Origin of the sequence: Nostoc sp. DedQUE09 (assembly GCF_034530915.1) — a bacterium.
Classification (GTDB): domain Bacteria; phylum Cyanobacteriota; class Cyanobacteriia; order Cyanobacteriales; family Nostocaceae; genus Nostoc.
Genome location: NZ_JAVRCE010000069.1, coordinates 1 through 22,006 on the forward strand (window position 1 = coordinate 1; position 22,006 = coordinate 22,006).

Consider the following 22,006-nt stretch of genomic DNA (forward strand, 5'->3'; position numbering starts at 1 on the left):
ATAACTTTATCCTAGAAGCTCTTTTCTATGCAGCTTCATATTAAATTGGTATTAGTAGGGTAGAGGCAGGAGTCAGGACACAGCAAATATTTTTTGAAAGAGATTATATTTTCTTCAATTTAAGTACTATCTTAAATCAATTAACCCTGCTAATATCAAGCTGAAATAGCATTCAGGCACTTTCCAAATACAACCCATTAATAAAAATAGTCAGAAGGAAAAACTGTGAGTTTAGTATCTGATATTGTTCTGCTGCAAGACTTAACATCGTCATCTGATGAGAATTTAATCCAGCTTAAAGCTGTACTTCCTGCGACGGTAAATCACTTAACCAACCCGACGTTAGCAAAGATATTTGGTAATGACCTGAAATTTGGTATGGCCTCTTTCAAGGATAAGCCACTTGCGCCTTTTGGAGGTTACGCTGACTATGTATATCAAACAGAAGTCGCTTTGACAAATAATGTCACAACAATTAAAGACAAAATCTTTGACTTTCAAGCTTTTGGTGGCAATGATGGGTCAGAATCACAATTATTTGCACTCTTGTTCGCAGCTTTAGATAGTGCCAGTCTTGGTTACAGAGTAGGTTCATTTCGTGTTGTGATAATAGCCACCGATAGTATTTATCATGTTGCCGGCGATCGCGCAGCAGTTATTCCCAGTGATACTATTGCCAATAATGGAGATGGGATAGCTGATGCTTTTGAAGATTATCCACAGATCGGACAAGTAAAAACTGCGCTAGAAGCAAATAACATTATTCCAATTTTTCTAACTACGAGTGATGTTGCAGCCGATTACGAGACGCTAGTTACCCAGCTTGGTCGAGGTAGTGTACTGACTCTTGGTTCTGAAAGTGAGAATCTTGCTGATCTCATAAAAGAGGCAGTTGCTCGAGCCACAAATGCGATCAGTACTGATGTCACTACAACCAAGGGGGACGATACCTTTAGTAGAGCGGATTTTTCGGCTGGCGATAAAGTTATTTTTGCTGAGGATGGTGATGACAGTATTTCGCTTTCTGGTGTTGTTGGTAATCATTACATTGATGGGGGGGCAGGTTTTGACATCCTTTTTGGTGGAGCGGGTGCAGACATCATAGATGGGGGTAGTGATGACGACAACCTCCTAGGGGGCAGAGGTAATGATACTCTTTTTGGCAGTAGTGGCAAAGATATTCTGAGCGGGAATCAAGGCAACGATTACCTACAGGGAGATAGTGGGGACGACTTACTAGAAGGAGGCCTTGGTTCAGATAAGTTTGCATTTGCAACAGGATCAAAGTTTAATATTAGGGAACTCGGAGTTGATACTATTAGTGACTTCACTCCTGAGCAAGACAATATCCAACTATCCAAATCTACCTTTACAGCTCTAAGTAACTCAGTCTTCCCGACTCAATTAAATTCCGCAGACTTTGCCACCGTTACGAACGATACTTTAGCTGCTAGTAGTAGTGCGGTGATTGTTTATAATAGCGCAAATGGTAGTCTCTTTTATAATCCTAATGGTTCGGCAGATGATTTTGCTGAGATTAATTCTGGGGGTAAATTTGCACAATTGGATGCTATCTCTTTCCCTGCTCTAACTACCGCTAGTTTTGAGGTAGTTTTTTAAAGAGGCAGTAGGAAGGAAGTAGAAATTCTTTGTGTCTGATTTTGAGTTTGGCATTTTGTAACTCATCTACCTGAAAACTGCTTGAACAAAAAAGGAGGTTGCCACCAGGGCAAACTAAACGGTATAGTTTTAAGACGCCTCAAGTTTTTGCTCATCACTCTGTTTACTTCAATGGATTACAGTCTGCTTAAATCATCTTAAAAAGTGAGATCCTTGCAGACAAACGAATTGAACTAAAGATTAATCTATATTTTTCTAAAATCAATCATTGTCTGACGATAAGCATCTGGCAAACCTGTATCAAAACACTTGCCTTTAACAACATATCCTGTCATTCCCTCTTCCTGACGCAATTTTTCAAGGCAAGATGTTAACTGAAATTCACCTCGTTCTCGGAAATTTTGGTTGATATGTTCTGCTAAAAAGTCAAAAATTTTCGGCGTTAGTAAATATAAGCCAAATATACCTAAAAACTCATTTTCTGACATTCCCTCTACACGTAAATGCTGTTGTGCATACTCAATAGTAGGTTTTTCATAGAGTTGGGTAACTGACAAAATCGAGTTTAACTCTTGCCAAACTCCTGTGATACACCCAGCTTTATGAATAATTTCTGCTGGCATTGTAGTTAAGCTAACAACATTTTGATTAACTTGTTCGTAAACATCTAAAACTTGGCTAGCACAAGATTTTTCAATGTCAGATGCATAAATGTGGTCGCCCAACATGAGCAAAAATGGCTCATTTTGTACCCAATCCTTGGCACAAAATACCGCATGACCATAGCCTAATTGTTCCTCTTGTAACAAAATGGTAATTCTGCTACCTAAATCTTCAAGATATCGGCTATATTCTTGATTTTGTGGTGAAAGTTTTTCTAAAAGTTCTTTTTTAGGTGGTTTTTTCAAGAAATCTGCAAATATTTCTTTGTCATCTGGCTGCACCACAATCCCCACTTCTGTAATTCCAGCACTAATTGCCTCTTCAATAATTGCAAGAATCACAGGTTTTGCCCTACCATCTCGATCGATAATTGGGAAAAGTTCTTTTTTGACAACTTTGGTAGCTGGAAACAAACGAGTACCGAAACCAGCTACCGGAATCACAGCTTTTTTAACTTTATTTTTTTGCATAAGCAGTTCATCACCCCAACTTCTCAAACAATTCCGCCAATACCACATTAGAAAATAAAAACCCTTGGGGATCAACCAAACGCAATCTTCCCTTTACAATTTCCACCCAACCTTTCTCAAAATACAATTGCAAACACTTGCAAATTTCCTCCACCTTCTCTTCCCCAAATACTTCCCCCAACGCTGCCAAACTCAAACCCTCTGCCAAACGCAACCCCAACATTAACGTTTCTAACAATACTTCCTTTGGGGGAGTCACATTACAATCAATGACAGCGCCAGCTTGTACCCACTGGTAATACTCTTTAGTTTTACGCAAACGAGTGAACCGCTTCCCCTCAACATAACTCGCCGCACCCATACCGAAGCCATAATAAGGGCGGTTTTCCCAATACACTCGATTATGCCGACATTGATGGCCAGGTTGAGCATAATTAGAAATTTCATAATGCTCATAACCTGCACTAGTTAAAACCTGCTGACCCATCTGGTACATTTTGACTGTGGCTTCATCCGTAGGCAAAGGAGTATCGCCAGGTTTGTAATAACGACCAAAGGCTGTACCTGGCTCGATGGTGAGATCGTAAATGGAAATGTGAGTGGGTGCGATCGCCACCGTCTTTTCTAAGGAATCCTGCCATTGATCTAAAGACTGATGCGGCAATCCAGAAATTAAGTCTAAGCTAAATACGGGAATCTCGACTTGGTGGATTAGTTCCACAGCTGCAAAAATATCTTCAACTGAGTGCGATCGCCCCGCCCTTTGCAATAATTCTTCTTGAAAGGCTTGTACGCCCAAACTTACCCGGTTCACGCCTGCACTGCGATAGCCTGCTATATGGGCTAAATCAAAGGTGCCTGGGTCAATTTCCATAGAAATCTCTGCCCCAGACGCAATCCCAAAATGTTTTTGTAGCTCTGTCAGTATCCGTTGTAGCTGCTCTATTGAGAGCAACGAAGGAGTACCACCACCGAAGAAAATTGTCTTTAGGGGTTGACCAAATGCTGGTGTAATGGCAATTTCTTGACATAGCACCTCAACATATTGGGAGATAGTACCAGATGTTTCGCCCCGCAAGCGATCGCCCACAACAGACACCGGGAAATCACAATAAAAACATCGCCGCCTGCAAAAGGGAATATGCACATAAGCAGAACTCGCAATTCCCGAAATACTAAATTTTTTACTCATTTTGAGAAAATTTTTAAGTTAACACAACTGCTAATTAGAGACAATGAAAATGAGGAAAGAATTCAGGAGTCAGGAATCAGGAGCCAGAATAATCGTAAAAGCAAGCGTGCAATAACTTCTTGATTTTCTTAAAATTATTAACTTTGGGTATCAAAGTCTTCTTAATTCTGACTTCTGGATTCTGGATTCTGAATTCTTAGAAAATGAGTAGTTTATTTACAAGTTTTTGTCTTTTTACAACAAAACAATGAAAAATATTAAGATAAAAGCCTTTAGTTATAATAATTGCAGATATTGTTAGCCTAAACCCTTAGTGTAAATCAATATCGATCAGTTTATCTTACCGATGAAATAAAAAATACTTAACTTTATCGGTTAACACAGTTGCAGGAAAACAAGACAACCATGCTTGACGCCATTATTATTTTCTCATTTATCTTAGCAGCGTCGGGAATAGGGTTCTACAGCATTGAACTACTACCCAATGGGGCGCTAGATCAGGTAACGAATCTAGAAGCTTTACGCTTAGTTGTTGCCGTCTTTGCCGCTATTATTGGTGGTGCGATCGGGCTGAGTTTCCAGACGACATATCGTCGCCTGGAATCACAAGTCAAAGAAATGCCTCTGGAAATGATCTTAACTCGTGCCATTGGCTTAGTGATTGGGCTATTACTAGCCAACTTGATGCTAGCCCCACTATTTTTGCTTCCGATCCCGGCAGATTTTGGATTTATTAAGCCATTGGTGGCAGTTGTCGGTAGTATTATCCTCTCCGTCACTGGCATGAATTTGGCAGACACCCACGGGCGAGGCTTATTGCGATTCATTAATCCCAACACCGTTGAATCGATGGTAGTGGAAGGAACATTAAAACCAGCCAATACCAAAGTTCTAGATACTAGCTGTATTATTGATGGTCGTATTGAAGCCTTACTAGAAACAGGGTTTTTAGAAGGGCAAATTCTCGTACCACAGTTTGTCTTGCAAGAACTTCAACAAGTAGCAGATGCTAGCAAAGACCAAAAGCGGGTGCGGGGAAGGAGAGGACTAGAAATTCTCAACCGTATTAAGGAAGATTATCCCGATCGCATCCTGATTAATACAGTTGACTACGAAGATATTCCCACAGTGGATGCCAAGTTAGTACGCTTCGCCCAAGAAATCAGCGGCACACTGCTAACCAACGACTACAACTTGTCTAAAGTTGCCAGTGTTCAGAAAGTACCTGTTTTGAATGTGAATGATTTAGTGAATGCCGTCCGCCCCAGTTATTTACCTGGCGACAACCTGGATTTAAAAATCCTCAAGGAAGGCAAAGAACCCAGTCAAGGCATTGGCTACTTAGATGACGGCACAATGGTAGTTGTTGAAGAAGGTAGCAGTTATGTGGGTGGTGAACTGCGAGTAGTAGTTACCAGTGCTTTGCAAACTACAGCAGGAAGAATGATTTTTGCCAAACCCCAAGCTTCAGCATTGGCGTGAAACAATGGGATGTTCAATTAGAGTGACACTTATTAATCGGTGCAGGTTGACTGCACCGATTATTTATTGATTGGACTCACTTGCCTGTAAATACTGTAACTGCTCAATTGATAACCCTGTGACTCTGCCGATCTGTTCTAATGACATACCAGTACTAAATAGATTTTTTGCCACTTCAAGTAACGCTTCAGCCTTGCCTTCAGCCTTGCCTTCAGCCTTGCCTTCAGCCTTGCCTTCAGCCTTGCCTTCAGCCTTGCCTTCTTGTAGAATGTCTTGATAAATCGCTGACTCGCGCATAATATCTGACCTCAAAACTCGTTTAATAACCTCTTTATCTAATACTAAACCAGCTAAAATCGCTGTAGAAGCAGCAATATTACTTTGAGTTCTTAATTCTGTAATACCGTTAATTTCGCGTGCCACTTCATTAAGTATAACTTCTGGATCAATTGTATTGCTTAACACTGCCAAAGGTAAAAGTCCAGGTGTTCTCAAAAATACTTCAGTTGGTTGTTCCCAAAGTCTGATAACTGCAAATTCATGTCGTGTCCCAGTAATTGTAAATGTATTTTGTTGCACCAAATTTGAATTTGTCTGCTTGAGGTAAATTACGACTTGATGCATTGCTTTATCTGGAAAGCGGCGATATGCTCGTAATCGATAGTCAATCATCCGAAAAGGAATTTCCGGATCGACTTGGGTTTGAAATTCTAAATGCAATATGCTTTGCTCCGACTGCAACAGAATTAGAGCATCAGCCCGAATGGGTTCCAGAGATAATTCTTTTGGACTTAGTTCTGTTAAATTAATAGATTCGCCTAATAACCATGTAGCGAAGTCACTGGAGAAGTTCTCAACTAAGAATTTGCAGATATTGTCAAACATTTGAATTAATGTAGTTGGTGTAGATTGGTTCGCGTGATGCTACGAGCCTACCTAACAGATTGCCTGTATATGGTGTACGACTATATCTCCATAATTCCATCAAACTAAAATCTGCGGCTACACAAATAGAGTTATAGATTAGCAGGTTAATTAAGCCGTTACGCAAATAAGATTGCACATCAACTGGTGAGGTTTTCCTAAGTCAATTGTCCTTTGTCCTTGGTAAACACAAACGACTAATGACTAATGACGGTCTACACAGAAAATAGTGCAATATGTAGGCGCGTTAGCTTATTTTATGGTCAATTACACAAACATCATATAACTAAAAGCGATTTTTGTTTTGGGGCTGATTTGTTAATTGCGTACATACCTTGTTTAGCAGCGCCGTTTTTTTAACTAATACAGCTTGAAGGTGCTAAGGATACGAAAGCGTTAAACCCAAAATATACGGTTACAGTGTTGAGTCTTCCTATACCAAAAGCTGCAACCGATCTTGATATGGTAGACGACTACAAACAGCTACTATATATTTTGTAAATCGGACAGGATGCTTAACATACAATAATAGTGCTATGCCTTTGTAGTTAAAAATTTTAATAAACCACGAAGGCTTAAAAAATCACAAAGCCGACTTTTGCAACACAACCGTATTTGATGACTAAATCAATTGTTTCAACAAAACGGCTCGGCAACCAGTTAATCCATTGGTTGCTTGAAGAAGACCGACGACGAGAGAAAGAAGGCCCTTACCGCAAAGAAGAACCACATCGCCAGCATCCTTGGTGGCAGGTGATGTGCTTGACTGGTGTAGATTATTTCTCGACCCTTGGCTATCAACCAGGGATTGCAGCACTAGCGGCTGGCGCTCTTTCTCCTATAGCTACCCTGGTTCTGGTTTTGCTGACGCTCTTTGGAGCGTTGCCAATTTATCGGCGCATTGCTGCCGAAAGCCCTTATGGTGAAGGGTCGATCGCAATGTTAGAGCGTTTACTTCCCTGGTGGCAAGGCAAATTACTTGTACTGTGCTTACTTGGTTTTGTGGCAACTGACTTTATTATTACCATTACCTTGTCAGCAGCTGATGCCACAGCCCATATCATCGAAAATCCGCTGACACCTATTTGGCTTCACAATCAGACGATCGCAATTACCCTGATATTAGTTGCATTACTAGGTGCAGTTTTCTTGAGAGGTTTCCGAGAAGCCATTGGGATTGCAGTAGTTTTGGTGGCAGCTTATCTGCTGTTAAACTTTATTGTCGTTGGCGTCGGTGTGTACCAAATATTAACTCACACAGAAGCGATCGCTAACTGGCAAACTGCAATTTTTGCTCGCCATTCCAACCCTTTGCTCCTAATCGGCATCTCTCTCCTCATCTTCCCCAAATTAGCGCTGGGATTATCAGGTTTTGAGACTGGTGTTACCGTTATGCCTCTGGTTAAAGGTAGCAGTAACAGCACTTCGCAGCATCCCAAAGGGCGGATTCGGAATACACGCAAGCTGCTCACCACTGCTGCTCTGATTATGAGCTTCTTTTTGCTTACCACCAGCTTTATAACCACTCTACTGATTCCAACCGCAGAATTTGCATCGGGGGGCAAAGCCAACGGACGCGCCCTTGCTTATTTAGCACATCTGTATTTAGGCGATGGCTTTGGCACAATTTATGATTTAAGTACTATTTCCATTTTGTGGTTTGCAGGTGCATCTGCAATGGCAGGGCTGTTAAATATCGTGCCTCGCTACCTACCACGCTATGGTATGGCACCCAATTGGGCACGGGCAACGCGGCCTTTGGTGTTAGTCTACACAGCGATCGCTTTTGTTGTCACAGTTATCTTCAAAGCAAATGTAGAAGCCCAAGGTGGGGCTTACGCAACTGGTGTGCTTGTGTTGATCACCTCAGCCGCCTTTGCCGTCACCTTATCAGCCCATCGTCACAGACAGAAGCGAGCAAGATTCGTTTTTGGCCTCATTGCACTGTTATTTGTATATACCACCATTGTCAATATCATTGAAAGACCAGAAGGCATTAGAATTGCTGGGTTTTTCATTGGTGCAATCATTTTTACCTCACTGGTTTCTCGTGTTTGGCGTTCAACGGAACTGCGAGCAGAGCGAATTGAAGTTGACGAACTTGCTAGCCAATTCCTTGCTGAAGATAGCCAGGGAACAATACGACTGATTGCAAATCGGTTGAATACGGGCGATGTTCTAGAGTATTTTCTGAAAGAGAAAGAGGTACGCGAAGACAACCATATTCCAGCCAACACTCCAATTCTGTTTCTAGAAATTCATGTATCCGATGCTTCGGAATTTGCAGATGTGATCAAAGTAAAAGGGGTACAAGTTGGCGATTATCGCATCCTCCGGGCTGAAAGTGCAGCAGTACCAAATGCGATCGCAGCTTTACTACTTTACATTCGTGACCAAACAGGTAAGATTCCCCATGCTTACTTCGGCTGGGCTGAGGGAAATCCCATACAATACCTATTGCGTTTTATCTTGTTTGGCGAAGGTGACATTGCTGTAGTTACCCGTGAAGTACTGCGTCGGGCTGAAAAGAATCCCCACATACGACCTGGTATTCATGTTGGGGGGTGATTTGGGAGTGCTGAGTGCTGAGTGCTGAGTGCTGAGTTTTGAGTGCTGAGTGCTGAGTGATGAGTGATGAGTGCTGAGTGCTGAGTGCTGAGTTTTGAGTGCTGAGTTTTGAGTGCTGAGTGCTGAGTGATGAGTGCTGAGTGATGAGTGCTGAGTGCTGAGTTTTGAGTGCTGAGTTTAATTTTCTGCATAGGTTCCCTAAGTCTATAAGATTTAAGAGTGCTGAGTGCGCAGTGCCATTATTACTTTTTTTACTCAGCACTCGTTACTCAGCACTCAGCACTGTTTCGGTGATAGAAGTAGCGATCGCAGCTTGTACCTCAAGTTTGAAGAAATTGCCTTAAAATTTATGTAAATATGAGTCGCTCAATTTTAGATTAACTTTAAAATTATTTAACTAAAATTATTTAACTTTTTAGAATGCCAGACGCGGAAAAGTTCCACAACCAGCTGGCTAATCACAAGCTGCTGCATCGGCAAGTTAGTAAAAAGGCAAATTCTTCGCTAGTAGCCAGTCAAGAAGAAGGAATGGTGCTTCAGTTGCCTGATGGCACTATTCAGGCTTGCAATGCTGCTAGCGATCGCATTTTGGGACTGACCCCACAACAGCTTGTAGGGCAAAACTTGCTCGATCCCAAGTGGCAATTCATTCATGAAGATGGCTCTCCTTTACTCAGTGAAACTCACCCTGCGATCGTTACTCAAAATACAGGTAAACCTTGCTTAAATGTGGTGTGTGGCTTTTATAAGCCAAATGGTGAGCTAGTCTGGCTCTTGTTATCCTCGCAACCTCTGTTTCAAACTGAAGGAAGTAATCTGTATGCGATCGTGACAACTTTTTCAGATATTACGGCATCTAAGCACGCCCAGTTCCAGGATGACTGTAGTTGTGAACAAGATACTCAACAAGTTGATGCAGATGAATTTCAGGCATTGTGGGATAGTCACCGTCTGTTTCAACAAGTTGCTGGGACTCTTCCAGGGATACTCTACATTTATGACCTAATTGAACAGCGAAATGCTTACGTTAATTACGAAATTGCTCAAGGTTGGGGCTATACACCAGCAGAAATCCAGGCAATGGGAAAGGAGTTATCTACTCAACTTCTACACGCTGAAGATTTGGCTCGACTCCCTAGCTATTTGGAAAAATTTAATTCTGTTCGTCAGGGTGAAGTCCTCAGCTTTGAATACCGAATTCGACACGCTAATGGAGAGTGGCGCTGGTTTTGTAGCTATGACACTTTACACAGCAGAACTGCTGATGGATTGCCGCAATATCTTTTGGGGATTGCTTTTGATATTACAGAGCGACGACACATAGAAATTTCCCTACGGCAAAGTAACGAAAGATTTGAGCTAGCAGCGGCGGCGGTTAATTGCCTAATCTATGACTGGGAGATTGGGAGAAATACTGTGGAAAGAACTCAGGGTCTAACCCAGGTTTTTGGCTACACACAACAAGAAACGGAACCTACTTTCCAGTGGTGGCAAGAACGCATCCATCCCGATGACCAACAAAGAGTTAATGACCAATTCATGGCTAGTATGGCCAATGGAAACCGTTATCGCATCGAATATCGAGTGCGTCACCAGGATGGCCGCTATTTGTGGGTGGTAGACCAGGGGTTTGCAGTTCGAGATGCAAATGGTCAGGTAGTTAGGGTAGTTGGTGCGAGTACTGATATTACCGAACAGCAAGCTGCTCTATGGGAACGTCAAAAAATTGAAACAAATCTGCGCGAGAGTGAAGAACGGATTCGGTTGGCCACGAATGCTGCTGAACTGGGTATGTGGTTTTGGAATATCACCACCAACGAGGTAATTTGGACAGACAAATGTAGACAGCTGTTTGGACTGTCCCTAGAAGCCGAAATCAGCTTTGAGATTTTCCTCAACTGTATATATGCAGAAGATCGCCAATGCATTCATGAAGCGATCGCCCGCTCTCTTGAAGAACAGGTTGACTGTGATATCGAATACCGCACTCTTTGGTCTGATGGTAGCATTCATTGGATTGCTGCTAAAGGTCGCGTCTTTTATGATGCCGAGGGTAAGCCAGTACGGATGATGGGTACTACCCAAGATATTACCCAACGGAAACAGGTAGAAAATGATTTGCGCCACCGCGAAACTCAATTAAGGCGCTTAGTTGATTCCAACATTATTGGCATTATGTTCGCCACTCCCGATTACATTACTGAGGCGAACGAAGCTTTTTTAGAAATGGTAGGTTATACGCGAGAGGAACTATTAGAGGGTAAGATACGCAGACAACACATCACTCCACCTGAATATCATGCTCTCGATCGGCAGGGGCTAGAGCAACTTTTAACGGTTGGGCTATTTACTCCTTTTGAAAAAGAATACATCCGCAAGGATGGTTCCCGTATTCCCATACTAATTGGTGGTGCTTTGGTGGAGCGAGATCCCGCATCTTGGATCTGTTTTATTCTTGACTTAACCCCTAGAAAGCAATTAGAAAAGGCACTCAGGCAACAAGCAGAAGAACTCAAACAGGCAAACCGGAATAAAGATGAGTTTCTCGCTATTCTCTCTCACGAATTGCGATCGCCCCTCAACCCGATTTTAGGGTGGTCATCGCTACTCAAAAGCCGCAAATTTGATGAAGCTACTACAAATCGGGCTTTGGAAACCATTGAAAGAAATGCTCAATTGCAGATTCAATTAATTGATGAGTTGCTGGATGTTTCCCGAATTATTCGTGGTAAGTTGAACTTGACTTTTGCCACTGTTAACCTGGTAGCTGTAATTGATGCTGCATTAGAAACAGTCCGGCTAATTGCCGAAACCAAATCTATCCAGATTAAAGTACAGCTCGATCCCAATGTTGGCAAAGTGTTAGGCGATTATAATCGCTTACAGCAAGTTGTAGGGAATTTACTCTCGAACGCAGTTAAGTTCACTCCCTCTCGTGGTTCAGTGGAAGTTAGCTTGTCATTGAGTCGTGAATTAATCTCCCCCTCAGCACTAATTCAAGTTAAAGACACAGGTCAAGGTATTTCCCCTGAATTCCTACCCCACGTATTTGAATATTTTCGTCAAGCTGATAGCAGCACAACCAGGAAATTTGGCGGACTGGGGCTAGGATTGGCAATAGTTCGTCACTTAGTAGAGTTGCATGGTGGCACTGTAAGAGCAGCCAGTCCAGGAATTGGACAGGGAGCAATTTTTACTGTCAGACTGCCGATTATGAAGGAAAGTGAGGGTGCAGGGGAAGCAGCAGGAGCAGGGGATAAATTTAACTCGTCAGTTCTCCGTGGACTACGGGTATTAATTGTCGATGATGATGTTGACACACGGGAGTTTTTGCACTTCTTGCTACAACAGAATGGAGCGTTAATAACTGCCGCTGCATCGGTAAATGAGGCACTTAAAATTCTAGCACAAACTGTACCTAATTTATTAATCAGTGATTTAGGAATGCCAGAAATAGATGGCTACAGCCTGATTAAGATGCTCAGAGCTATGCCCAAAGAAGAGGGCGGGGAAATTCCGGCGATCGCTCTTACCGCCTATGCAGGAGAAGGCGATCGCGATCGAGTTTTAGCAGCTGGTTTTCAGAAACACATTGCCAAACCAGTACAACCGACTGAATTACTCACCTCAATTACAGAATTGTTAGGGTCAAATCACCGCTAAAACTCTATTTCTTTTCATTAGATTTTAGGCTCAACTGAATCGTATTGAGTTATAAGGAATACATTCTCATCAGGCTTAAATCTCAATCGGCTTAACCATGACCAAGAAAGATTTGCTTCGCAACCAAATTTTCACGCTGGAAAATATTCTTTCGCCAGCAGAATGCGCTGAGTATATTACTTTAACAGAAAACATCGGCTATACAGATGCTCCTATTACTACCCATCGAGGTTTTAAAATGCGTCCCGACATCCGCAATAATCAGCGCGTTATTCTGGATGACCGAGAGCGTGCTTTTGATTTATGGCAGCGTGTGTCAAATTATATTCCTAAGACCATTGGTAGATGGCATCCAGTTGGGCTGAATGAGCGTTTTCGTTTCTATCGCTACGATCCAGGTCAGAGGTTTGCACCTCACCATGATGGTTCTTATCGACGAACTAACGGTGAGGAAAGTTTATTGACTTTTATGATTTATCTGAATGAAGGCTTTGAAGGCGGCGAAACCCGCTTTTATCTTCCTGAATACTACATAGATTTATCTAATCTAGCTGTGCTTCCAGTAACAGGTATGGCTTTGTGTTTTGTCCACGAACTAGTACATGAGGGCGCTACTATTATCCAGGGGCGAAAGTACGTTTTGCGATCGGATGTTATGTACAGTCAATAGTCAAGAAAATGATTAACCAGCAAAATCACCAAAATTTAATCTAACTCTCGGCGTCCTTCCAACGCCCTCGCCAAAGTAACTTCATCTGCGTACTCTAAATCGCCACCTACAGGTAAACCAAAAGCAATCCGCGTCACTTTGGTAAATGGTTTCAATAGCTGACCTATATACAAGGTTGTTGTCTCCCCTTCTACACTCGGACTAATTGCCAGAATTACTTCTTGAGGTTTTTGCTGGCTCACTCGGCGCTGCAAAGCTAGTATATTCAACTGATCTGGGCCAATTCCATCAATTGGCGAAATCACCCCGCCCAAAACGTGATACTTGCCTTTGTATTCGCGGGTTTTTTCCAGCGCAATCACATCGCGAGGATCTGCAACAACACAGATAGTGTTATTGTCACGGTTGGCATTGCGGCAAATTTCACAAACAGGTTCAGCAGATAAGTGAAAGCAAACAGAACACAAGCCTATCTGTTTTTTTGCCTCAACTAAAGCTTGCGCCAAAGCTTCTACTTCTGCTTCTGGTCGCTTTAAAATATGCAAAGCCAGTCTTTGGGCACTTTTGGGGCCAACTCCCGGTAGGCGTTGCAATTGTTCAATTAACCGTGCTAAAGGGCGTGCGTAAACCGTTGTCTTGTCTCCAGAATGTTTTCACTTTAACTATGATGACATTTTTTGAGTACTTCCATCAGGCGCAACACTTCCAACTCGCGATCGCTCATACCATTTCACTAAAATGTTGGGGATGGGGGCATTGGCAAAACTTCCCTAGCTGCTAAACTGGTTCAAGATTTGCAAGACGAGTTTGAGTTTATGATCTGGCGATCGCTAGACAATGCCCCGCAACTGAAAGAACTACTAGGGGATATCGTGCCGTTTCTCTCCCGCCAATAAGATGTCCAGGCGACCCCAGAACGCCTACTGCACTGGTTGCGAACCCATCGTTGTTTGCTGGTTTTGGACAACCTGGAAACTATCCTCCAACCGGGTCATCGGGTGGGAGTTTATCTGCCGGGATATGAAAACTATGGGACATTGTTGCATATGCCGTAGATCACCTCAATCCATCCCTTTATTATGCAACGCCAAAAGTTTCCACAAATTCCACCACAACTGTTTGCCATTAACTTATGAGCCAGTATATTTACAGCAGTCTCACAGATGATGAAGAACTTAATTTTTCTGAAGAAGCAGAGGTTTTCGTTTTTCCCACTTCTTTCGCCCAGCAGCGATTGTGGTTTCTCGACCAATTAGCACCGGGGAATCCATTTTACAACGTGTCAACAGCACTTCACCTGACAGGTTCCCTCAACTTCACTGCTTTAAAGCAGACATTCAACGAAATTGTACGTCGCCACGAAACGTTACGTACTAGATTTGTTATGGTACAGCAACCAGTACAGGCGATTGCACCTAGCTTAACCATACCTCTTCCCTTAATAGACCTACGCAATTTCGACAGCCCAGAACGCAACACCCGAGTGCAGCAAATCGTAACCCAAGAGGCTCAACATCCTTTCAATCTCACCACTGGGCCATTACTACGAGTAAAGCTGCTGCAACTGGATGAAGCAGAATATCTGCTGCTGCTAAATCTACATCACATAGTTGCCGATGGTTGGTCAATTGGAGTGCTTATTAAAGAATTGGGGGTATTATACAAAGCCTTGGCAGAGGATAAGCGATGTCTGACGACTAGCTACTCCGTATCTACGCTCCTACCAGAACTACCCATTCAATATGCAGATTTCGCTCAATGGCAACGGGAGTGGCTACAAAAAGTGACAGCAAACGGCACTTCCCCCCTACAAAGCCAGTTAGTTTATTGGCAAAAGCAATTAAACAGGATTTCGGTATTGAATCTCCCCACCGACCGACTAAGACCAGCAGTTCCTAGCTACAGGGGTGCAAAACAATTTTTAGAGCTACCACACTCCTTAACTCAAGCGCTAGAGGCACTGAGTTACCAAGAAGGCGTTACCTTGTTCATGACAATGCTGGCAGCGTTTCAAACTTTGCTCTACCGCTACACACAGCAAGAGGATATTGCAGTCGGTTCACCTATTGCTAATCGCAATCGTAGCGAACTAGAAGGATTAATTGGTTTTTTTGTCAATAGCTTGGTGTTACGTACAGATTTCTCAGGGAACCCGACGTTTCGAGAATTATTAAATCGAGTGCGAGAGGTAACTTTGGGAGCATATGCCCATCAGGATTTGCCCTTTGAAAAGCTGGTGGAGGAACTTCACCCAGAGCGAGATTTAAGCCACCATCCCTTATTTCAGGTTGTATTTAGCCTTCAAAATACTCCCATTGAAGCGTTAGACTTACCTGGGTTAAAGCTTTCGCTATTCGAGTTCGACAGCAAAACTGCAAAGTTTGATTTAGAGTTCCATGTGTGGCAAGACTTGGAAACTCTGAAAGGACAAGTGGTGTATAGCACCGATTTATTTGATCAAAGCACCATTACGCGAATGCTGGGACATTTCCAAACGCTGCTAGAAAGCATTGTTGCCAATCCAGAACAGCAGATTTCAGATTTGTCTTTGCTTACTGTGCAAGAACGACAAGAGTTATTAATTGATTGGAATGACACGAAACGAGACTATCCAGAGAACAAGTGTTTTCATCAATTATTTGAAGCGCAGGTAGAGAAAACTCCCAATGCGATTGCACTAGTCTTTGACAAGCAACAATTAACCTACAGGGAACTAAATATCCAAGCTAATCAACTTGCACATTATCTGAAAAAATTGGGGGTAGTCCCTGATGTTTTAGTAGGTATTTGCGTAGAGCGTTCGCCACAGATGATCATTGCCCTGTTAGCCATCCTTAAAGCAGGTGGAGCATACCTACCTTTAGATCCTAGCCTACCTCAAGAACGTCTTAACTTCATCCTAGAAGATGCACAAGTTTCAATCTTGCTCACTCATTGCTCTTTAGCCCCCCTTTTTAAGGAGGGTTGGGGGGATCTCTTGTCTATAGTTTACATAGATAAAGATTGGGCAACTATTACACAACACAGTCAAGAAAACCCAACCACCTGCGTAACATCTGACAACCTAGCTTATATTATCTACACCTCTGGTTCAACAGGAAAACCTAAAGGTGTTTTGCTCCAGCATCGAGGATTATCCAACTTAGCAAAAGCTCAGATTGAAATTTTCAATTTACAACCGAGTAACCATATTCTGCAATTCGCCTCATTAAGTTTCGATGCCTCAATTTTTGAGATTGTCATGGCACTGCAAACAGGAGCAACTCTTTATTTAGCAAACAAAGAATCTCTTTTACCCGGACAATCTTTGCTCAAATTATTGCGCGAAAAAGCTATTACTCACGTCACCCTTCCGCCAGCAGTCTTAGCAGTCTTATCTACAGAATCACTTCCGGCATTGCAAACTATTATTTGTGCAGGCGAATCCTGCACCGATGATATTGTAAAACGTTGGTGTAACTCTCAGCGTCGGTTTTTTAACGCTTACGGCCCTACTGAAGCAACAGTTTGGTCAACCGTTGCAGAGATTAGTACTATCAGTGAAAAACCGCCTATTGGTCGCCCTATTGCTAATACTCAAATTTATATATTAGATAAAGATTTGCAACCTTTACCAATTGGAATTTCTGGGGAATTATACATAAGTGGAGATGGATTGGCGCAAGGTTATGTTAATCGCCCTGAATTAACTACCGAAAAGTTCATTCCCAATCCTTTTAACGATAAAAAGGGAGCGCGACTTTACAAGACGGGTGATTTAGCTCGGTATCGCCCAGACGGTGATATTGAATTTTTAGACCGTATTGATAATCAAGTAAAAATTCGTGGATTCCGCATTGAGTTGTCAGAAATTGAAACAGTTTTGAGTCAGCATCAGAGTGTGCAAAAAGCAGTAGTAATTGTTAAAGAGAACATATCTGGTGATAAGTATTTGGTGCCTTATATTGTTCCCAATATAGAGACGCAAAATTTCTTGTCACTACTACGTAAATTCTTAAAAGAAAAATTACCAGAATACATGATCCCAAAAGCTTTTGTAGTACTAGATTCTCTGCCGCTAACAGCTAATGGTAAAGTAGATCGTTTGGCGCTAACACAACTCAACACTCCAAATAGCCACTCAATAGATAAAACATTTATTGCTCCTCGGACTCCAACCGAGTCAAACTTGGCAAAAATTTGGGCTGAAGTGCTTAATATTGAGCGTGTGGGAATTTACGATAACTTCTTTGACTTGGGAGGAGATTCGCTGTTAACTGTACGCCTCCTGAAACAAATACACAAACAGTTTGAGAACGAATTACTGTTATCTACCTTATTTTTAAATCCAACGATTGAAAGTTTAGCAACTGCTCTATCCTCAAAAGCAGATTCTCTTCCGTGGTCTCCCTTAGTTCCAATTCAACCTGCTGGTGCAAATCCAGTTTTCTTTTGTATACATCCGGTCTTTGGTGTTGTTTTTCCTTATTACGAATTAGCTCATAATTTGGGAAAAAATCAACCATTTTATGGGCTACAACCTATTGGACTTGATGGAAAAAGTTCTCCATTAACTCGCATTGAGGATATGGCTACCCACTACATTGAAGCATTGCGCTCAGTGCAACCCAAAGGCCCTTATTTTTTAGGAGGTTGGTCTTTTGGAGGTTGGGTTGCTTTTGAGATGGCTCAACAACTCCAAAAGTCTGGGGAAGAAGTGGCTCTACTTGCTGTGCTTGACACTTTAGCACCAATTCCGGGCAATGTACCTTCTTTGGCTAGTGGTTTCAAGTTTATGCTGACGACAGTGGCGCGATATATATGGCCCTTTTTCCTCGATTATTTTTATCTAATTATTGCGATCGCTAATAACAGAATTAACAGTTTAACTTCTCGATGGGCTAATTTTAATAAAATTGTGCGGCTCCAAACAAATCTCTTCTCTCACCTCATCCTAAAAGAGGATGCTACAGCTAACGTTATACCTGAAGAATCCAAGTTAAGACTTTTAAGCGAGTTAGCAATTCGTCCAATGCTTCGTGTTTTTTATGCCAATAGCCAAGCAGTTCTTAACTACGTTCCGCAAGCCTATCCTAAACGAATTAATCTTTTCAGAACAAAGGTTCAATCAAGCATTGCTAAAGAAGATCCGAGTATGGGCTGGGATCGGCTAACTGTAGGAGGAACGGAAATTCATCATATTCCTGGCAATCACTTAACCATGCTGAGAAAACCCCATATCCAAGTTCTCGCCGCACAGCTAAGAGCTTGTATTGAGAAAGCACAAAATCTAAAATAAGGATCGTTATGTCTTCTGAAGAAGTCTTCGTTTTTCCAGCATCTTTTGCTCAACAGCGCCTATGGTTCCTCGATCGCTTGATCCCCGGCAATCCTATCTACAATGTGCCGACAGTAATTCGCTTTACAGGTTCGCTGAAATTAGCCGCACTAGAACAGACTTTTAACGAAATCGTGCGTCGCCACGAAACCTTACGCACCACTTTTATTGTGTCGGATGGGCAACCTTTACAGGCGATCGCACCCAGCTTAACAATACCTCTTTCTGTATTAGACCTCCAACAATTGCCAGCTGACGAACAAGAAGTTAAAGCAAAGTGCATTATTACCGCAGAGATAGAACATCCCTTCGATTTATCCTCCGGGCCATTGCTGCGAGTAATACTCCTCGTCCTTTCTGAGACAGAACATATTCTATTACTGAATATGCACCATATTATCTGCGACGATTGGTCTATGGGGGTATTAATTCGGGAACTGGGAACGCTGTATACAGCTTTTGCACAAAACCAGCCTTCTCCTCTATTAGAACTGCCTCTTCAGTACGCCGATTTTGCTCACTGGCAGCGCGAGTGGCTGCAAGGAGAAGTACTTCAAACCCAGTTAGCTTACTGGCGGGAGCAATTAAACAATATTTCCATACTGCATCTGCCTACTGATAAAGCAAGGCCAGCTATACAAAGCTATCAAGGAGCAACCCAATTTCTAGAGTTACCGCTCAAGCTAATTGATGCACTAGAAAAGCTGTCACAGCAAGAAGCTGCAACCTTATTTATGACACTGGTGGCAGCATTTCAAACATTACTTTACCGCTACACCCATCAAGAAAATATCGCGGTAGGTTCCCCAATTGCTAATCGTAACCGCAGCGAAGTTGAAGGAATAATTGGTTTTTTTGTCAATAGTTTGGTGCTACATAGCAACTTATCTGGAAACCCAACTTTTCGAGAACTACTAGGCAGAGTACGGGAGGTAACTTTAGGAGCATACAGCCACCAAGATTTACCCTTTGAAAAGTTAGTTGAAGAACTACATCCAGAGCGTAACTTGAGCCATCATCCCCTATTTCAAGTGGTGTTTGGTTTTCAGAATGCACCAATGTCAGCGCTAGAACTGCCTGGATTAATACCTAGCTTTCTGAATATTGACTTGAAAAAAACACGTTTTGATTTAGAACTGCATCTGTGGAAGTGTTCTGAGGATTTTAGGAGCTTATGGGGCGGAAACTGGGAGTATTCTGAAGGTCTCCGAGGTGTAATGGTTTATAACACAGATTTATTTGATCAAGCTACTATTAGCCGGATGGTAGAACATTTTAAAACTCTGTTGTCAGCTATTGTTGCAAATCCAGAAGAACGAATTGCAAATTTACCGTTATTAAGTGAAGCGGAGTTACATCAGGTATTGGTGAAATGGAATAACACCCAAGCCTATTATCCTCAAGATAAATGTATCCATCAATTGTTTGAAAAAAAGGTACAGCAGTATCCTGATTCTATAGCAGTAAACTTTGCTAACGAGCAACTGACTTATCAAGAGTTGAATACTCGTAGCAATAAACTAGCACACCATTTACAAAAAATCGGAGTAGGTTCAGAAGTTTTAGTCGGCATTTGTATCTCACAATCTATAGAAATGATCGTCGGGTTGTTGGGTATTCTGAAAGCTGGGGGAGCGTATGTTCCATTAGACCCCAGCTATCCTCAAGAGCGTCTAAATTTTATGCTTGAAGATGCACAAGTTTCAGTGTTGCTGACACAAAAAAACTTGTTCAAGCATTTTGAATATTTCTCAAAACCAATTATTTCTATAGATAAAGACTGGGAAATTATTACCCAAGAAAAGGAAGATAATCTTAAAAGTGATTTAAATAGTGATAATTTAGCATATATTATTTACACCTCTGGTTCTACAGGAAAACCCAAGGGAGTTGCTGTACCTCACAAAGCTGTAAATCGGTTAGTGTGCGATACGAACTATATAAAATTATTACCATCTGATAAAGTCGCCCAAGCCTCAAACGCTTCTTTTGATGCAGCGACATTCGAGATATGGGGAGCGCTACTTAACGGCGCTCAACTTGTGGGAGTTAGTAAAGATGTAACCCTCTCACCTCACGAATTTGCATTACAGCTACGAGAAAAAGGTATCAATATTCTGTTTTTGACTACCGCCTTGTTTCAACAGATTGCTAGAAATGTTCCGCAAGCTTTTACGACCTTGAAATATTTGCTTTTTGGTGGCGAGGCTGTTGATACAAGATGGGTTAAAAAGATTCTTAAAAATGGTGCGCCAAAGCATTTAATTCATGTTTATGGACCTACAGAAAATACAACATTCTCTTCTTATTATTATGTTCAAGAGTTTTCATCAGCTACATCTTTGCCTATTGGTCGCCCTATTACAAATACCCAAATCTATATATTAGATCCCCATTTACAACTAGTGCCTATTGGCGTTACTGGCGAATTATATATGGGTGGGGAGGGGCTGGCGCGAGAATATCTCAATCGCCCTGAACTCACTACTAAACACTTTATTCCTCATCCTTTTAGTAATAATCCCAAAACACGCCTTTATAAAACGGGTGATTTAGCCCGCTATCTACCAGATGGCAATATTGAATTTTTAGGTCGCATTGACAATCAAGTAAAGATTCGTGGCTTCCGCATTGAGTTGTCAGAGATTGAAGCGGTGTTGAATCAACATCCAGCAGTGAGAGAAACTGTTGTCATTGTTGGTGAGGATGTACCTGATGATAAGTACTTGGTAGCTTATGTTGTTTTCAACCAGGAACAGATAGCGATGCAAGAGGTGCAAGCCTTTGCATCCTTACTTCGTCAATTTCTCAAAGAAAAGTTACCAGAATACATGGTGCCAAGCGCCTACGTGATACTGGAATCTCTACCTCTTACACATAATGGCAAAGTGGATCGGCGTGCTTTACCCATGCCTGATACAATTTCTTTCAATAATCAAGATTATGTGGCACCGCGATCGCAGGTTGAAGAGTTACTTGCCCAAATTTGGGCTAAAGTCTTGGGGAAAGAGCAAGTAGGTGTCCATGACAATTTCTTTGAATTGGGCGGTCATTCTCTCTTAGCGACTGTGCTAACTTCCCGTATCCGTGACACCTTCCAAATAGATTTGCCTGTAAGCAATTTGTTTGAAGCGCCAACTATTGAACAACTTACTAAGTACATTGAAACAACATATTGGGCGAAAAAAAGTTTAGATAAAGTTGGAACTACGAGTCAAGATCGAGAAGACGTGGAATTTTAAGTAAAAACGCTTGAGTTTGAGCAGTTAGCCACCCGACTTCCTAAATATAGATCCCCCTACCAAGTACCCCAACCGACAGCAGTTGAACCAGCCATACAAGTAGAAAATTATGAGGCATGAATATTATCAGCCTAAACCTTGTAATATTTTGTTAACTGCTTTTAGCTTCATACCATAGTTAAAATCATCTAACTT

General features: G+C 42.0%; 13 protein-coding genes. 7 read left to right on the forward strand and 6 right to left on the reverse strand.

Annotated features, from left to right (window positions below):
- Window positions 1–225 precede the first annotated feature (225 nt).
- On the forward strand, window positions 226–1,620 hold the full coding sequence (locus RMY27_RS29590; RefSeq protein ID WP_322668406.1) for a hypothetical protein: 1,395 nt from the start codon (window positions 226–228) through the stop codon (window positions 1,618–1,620).
- Between the two features lie 245 nt (window positions 1,621–1,865).
- On the opposite strand, the gene RMY27_RS29595 is transcribed toward RMY27_RS29590, so the two are convergent.
- The gene (locus RMY27_RS29595; protein WP_322668407.1) at window positions 1,866–2,753 is read right to left on the reverse strand and encodes a UTP--glucose-1-phosphate uridylyltransferase; all 888 of its coding nucleotides are present in this window, start codon (window positions 2,751–2,753) and stop codon (window positions 1,866–1,868) included.
- Window positions 2,754–2,763: 10 nt separating this feature from the next.
- Window positions 2,764–3,945: a radical SAM family heme chaperone HemW gene (hemW, locus tag RMY27_RS29600; protein WP_322668408.1), complete on the reverse strand. Its 1,182-nt coding sequence runs from the start codon at window positions 3,943–3,945 to the stop codon at window positions 2,764–2,766.
- 405 nt (window positions 3,946–4,350) lie between these two features.
- Between hemW and RMY27_RS29605 the strand changes: the two genes are divergently transcribed.
- The gene (locus RMY27_RS29605) at window positions 4,351–5,427 is read left to right on the forward strand and encodes a PIN/TRAM domain-containing protein (RefSeq protein ID WP_322668409.1); all 1,077 of its coding nucleotides are present in this window, start codon (window positions 4,351–4,353) and stop codon (window positions 5,425–5,427) included.
- A gap of 63 nt (window positions 5,428–5,490) precedes the next feature.
- Here the strand turns inward: RMY27_RS29605 and RMY27_RS29610 are convergent, their stop codons facing one another.
- Both RMY27_RS29610 and RMY27_RS29615 read right to left on the reverse strand, forming a co-directional pair.
- On the reverse strand, window positions 5,491–6,312 hold the full coding sequence (locus RMY27_RS29610; protein WP_322668410.1) for an Rpn family recombination-promoting nuclease/putative transposase: 822 nt from the start codon (window positions 6,310–6,312) through the stop codon (window positions 5,491–5,493).
- Window positions 6,305–6,490, reverse strand: coding sequence for a hypothetical protein (locus tag RMY27_RS29615; RefSeq protein WP_322668411.1), 186 nt, complete (start codon window positions 6,488–6,490; stop codon window positions 6,305–6,307). The genes RMY27_RS29610 and RMY27_RS29615 overlap by 8 nt, the downstream gene beginning before the upstream one ends.
- A gap of 479 nt (window positions 6,491–6,969) precedes the next feature.
- On the opposite strand from RMY27_RS29615, the gene RMY27_RS29620 reads away from it, so the two are divergent.
- Window positions 6,970–8,919 (forward strand): amino acid transporter, encoded by a 1,950-nt coding sequence (locus RMY27_RS29620; RefSeq protein ID WP_322668412.1) that lies wholly within the window; start codon window positions 6,970–6,972, stop codon window positions 8,917–8,919.
- Here the strand turns inward: RMY27_RS29620 and RMY27_RS29625 are convergent.
- A complete protein-coding gene (locus tag RMY27_RS29625; RefSeq protein ID WP_322668413.1) occupies window positions 8,904–9,110 on the reverse strand; it encodes a hypothetical protein in 207 nt (68 codons plus the stop codon). The genes RMY27_RS29620 and RMY27_RS29625 overlap by 16 nt on opposite strands.
- Before the next feature lie 229 nt (window positions 9,111–9,339).
- Here RMY27_RS29625 and RMY27_RS29630 point away from each other — a divergent pair, with 229 nt between their 5' ends.
- Both RMY27_RS29630 and RMY27_RS29635 read left to right on the forward strand, forming a co-directional pair.
- Entirely contained in the window at window positions 9,340–12,582 is a 3,243-nt protein-coding gene (locus RMY27_RS29630) for a PAS domain-containing protein (RefSeq protein ID WP_322668414.1), read from the forward strand.
- Window positions 12,583–12,679: 97 nt separating this feature from the next.
- Complete coding sequence (locus tag RMY27_RS29635; protein ID WP_094347476.1) at window positions 12,680–13,252, forward strand: prolyl hydroxylase family protein; 573 nt, start codon at window positions 12,680–12,682, stop codon at window positions 13,250–13,252.
- 35 nt (window positions 13,253–13,287) lie between these two features.
- Here RMY27_RS29635 and recR read toward each other — a convergent pair whose 3' ends face one another.
- Window positions 13,288–13,845 carry a recombination mediator RecR gene (gene recR / locus RMY27_RS29640; RefSeq protein WP_322638705.1) on the reverse strand — a complete coding sequence of 186 codons (558 nt, stop codon included), beginning with the start codon at window positions 13,843–13,845 and terminating at the stop codon, window positions 13,288–13,290.
- A gap of 539 nt (window positions 13,846–14,384) precedes the next feature.
- On the opposite strand from recR, the gene RMY27_RS29645 reads away from it, so the two are divergent.
- Together RMY27_RS29645 and RMY27_RS29650 are read left to right on the forward strand one after the other, a co-directional pair.
- Window positions 14,385–18,530, forward strand: a complete 4,146-nt coding sequence (locus RMY27_RS29645; RefSeq protein WP_322668415.1) for an amino acid adenylation domain-containing protein — start codon at window positions 14,385–14,387, stop codon at window positions 18,528–18,530.
- 8 nt (window positions 18,531–18,538) lie between these two features.
- Entirely contained in the window at window positions 18,539–21,811 is a 3,273-nt protein-coding gene (locus RMY27_RS29650; protein ID WP_322668416.1) for an amino acid adenylation domain-containing protein, read from the forward strand.
- Window positions 21,812–22,006 lie beyond the last annotated feature (195 nt).

What these genes read in the sequence shown, in the direction of transcription:
- hemW (WP_322668408.1), bottom strand. Translation starts at nt 3,945, where the DNA reads ATGAGTAAAAAATTTAGTATTTCGGGAATTGCGAGTTCTGCTTATGTG.
- RMY27_RS29645 (WP_322668415.1), top strand. Translation starts at nt 14,385, where the DNA reads ATGAGCCAGTATATTTACAGCAGTCTCACAGATGATGAAGAACTTAAT.
- RMY27_RS29625 (WP_322668413.1), bottom strand. Translation starts at nt 9,110, where the DNA reads ATGCAGAAAATTAAACTCAGCACTCAAAACTCAGCACTCAGCACTCAT.
- RMY27_RS29595 (WP_322668407.1), bottom strand. Translation starts at nt 2,753, where the DNA reads ATGCAAAAAAATAAAGTTAAAAAAGCTGTGATTCCGGTAGCTGGTTTC.
- RMY27_RS29620 (WP_322668412.1), top strand. Translation starts at nt 6,970, where the DNA reads ATGACTAAATCAATTGTTTCAACAAAACGGCTCGGCAACCAGTTAATC.
- RMY27_RS29635 (WP_094347476.1), top strand. Translation starts at nt 12,680, where the DNA reads ATGACCAAGAAAGATTTGCTTCGCAACCAAATTTTCACGCTGGAAAAT.
- RMY27_RS29605 (WP_322668409.1), top strand. Translation starts at nt 4,351, where the DNA reads ATGCTTGACGCCATTATTATTTTCTCATTTATCTTAGCAGCGTCGGGA.
- RMY27_RS29650 (WP_322668416.1), top strand. Translation starts at nt 18,539, where the DNA reads ATGTCTTCTGAAGAAGTCTTCGTTTTTCCAGCATCTTTTGCTCAACAG.
- RMY27_RS29610 (WP_322668410.1), bottom strand. Translation starts at nt 6,312, where the DNA reads ATGTTTGACAATATCTGCAAATTCTTAGTTGAGAACTTCTCCAGTGAC.
- RMY27_RS29630 (WP_322668414.1), top strand. Translation starts at nt 9,340, where the DNA reads ATGCCAGACGCGGAAAAGTTCCACAACCAGCTGGCTAATCACAAGCTG.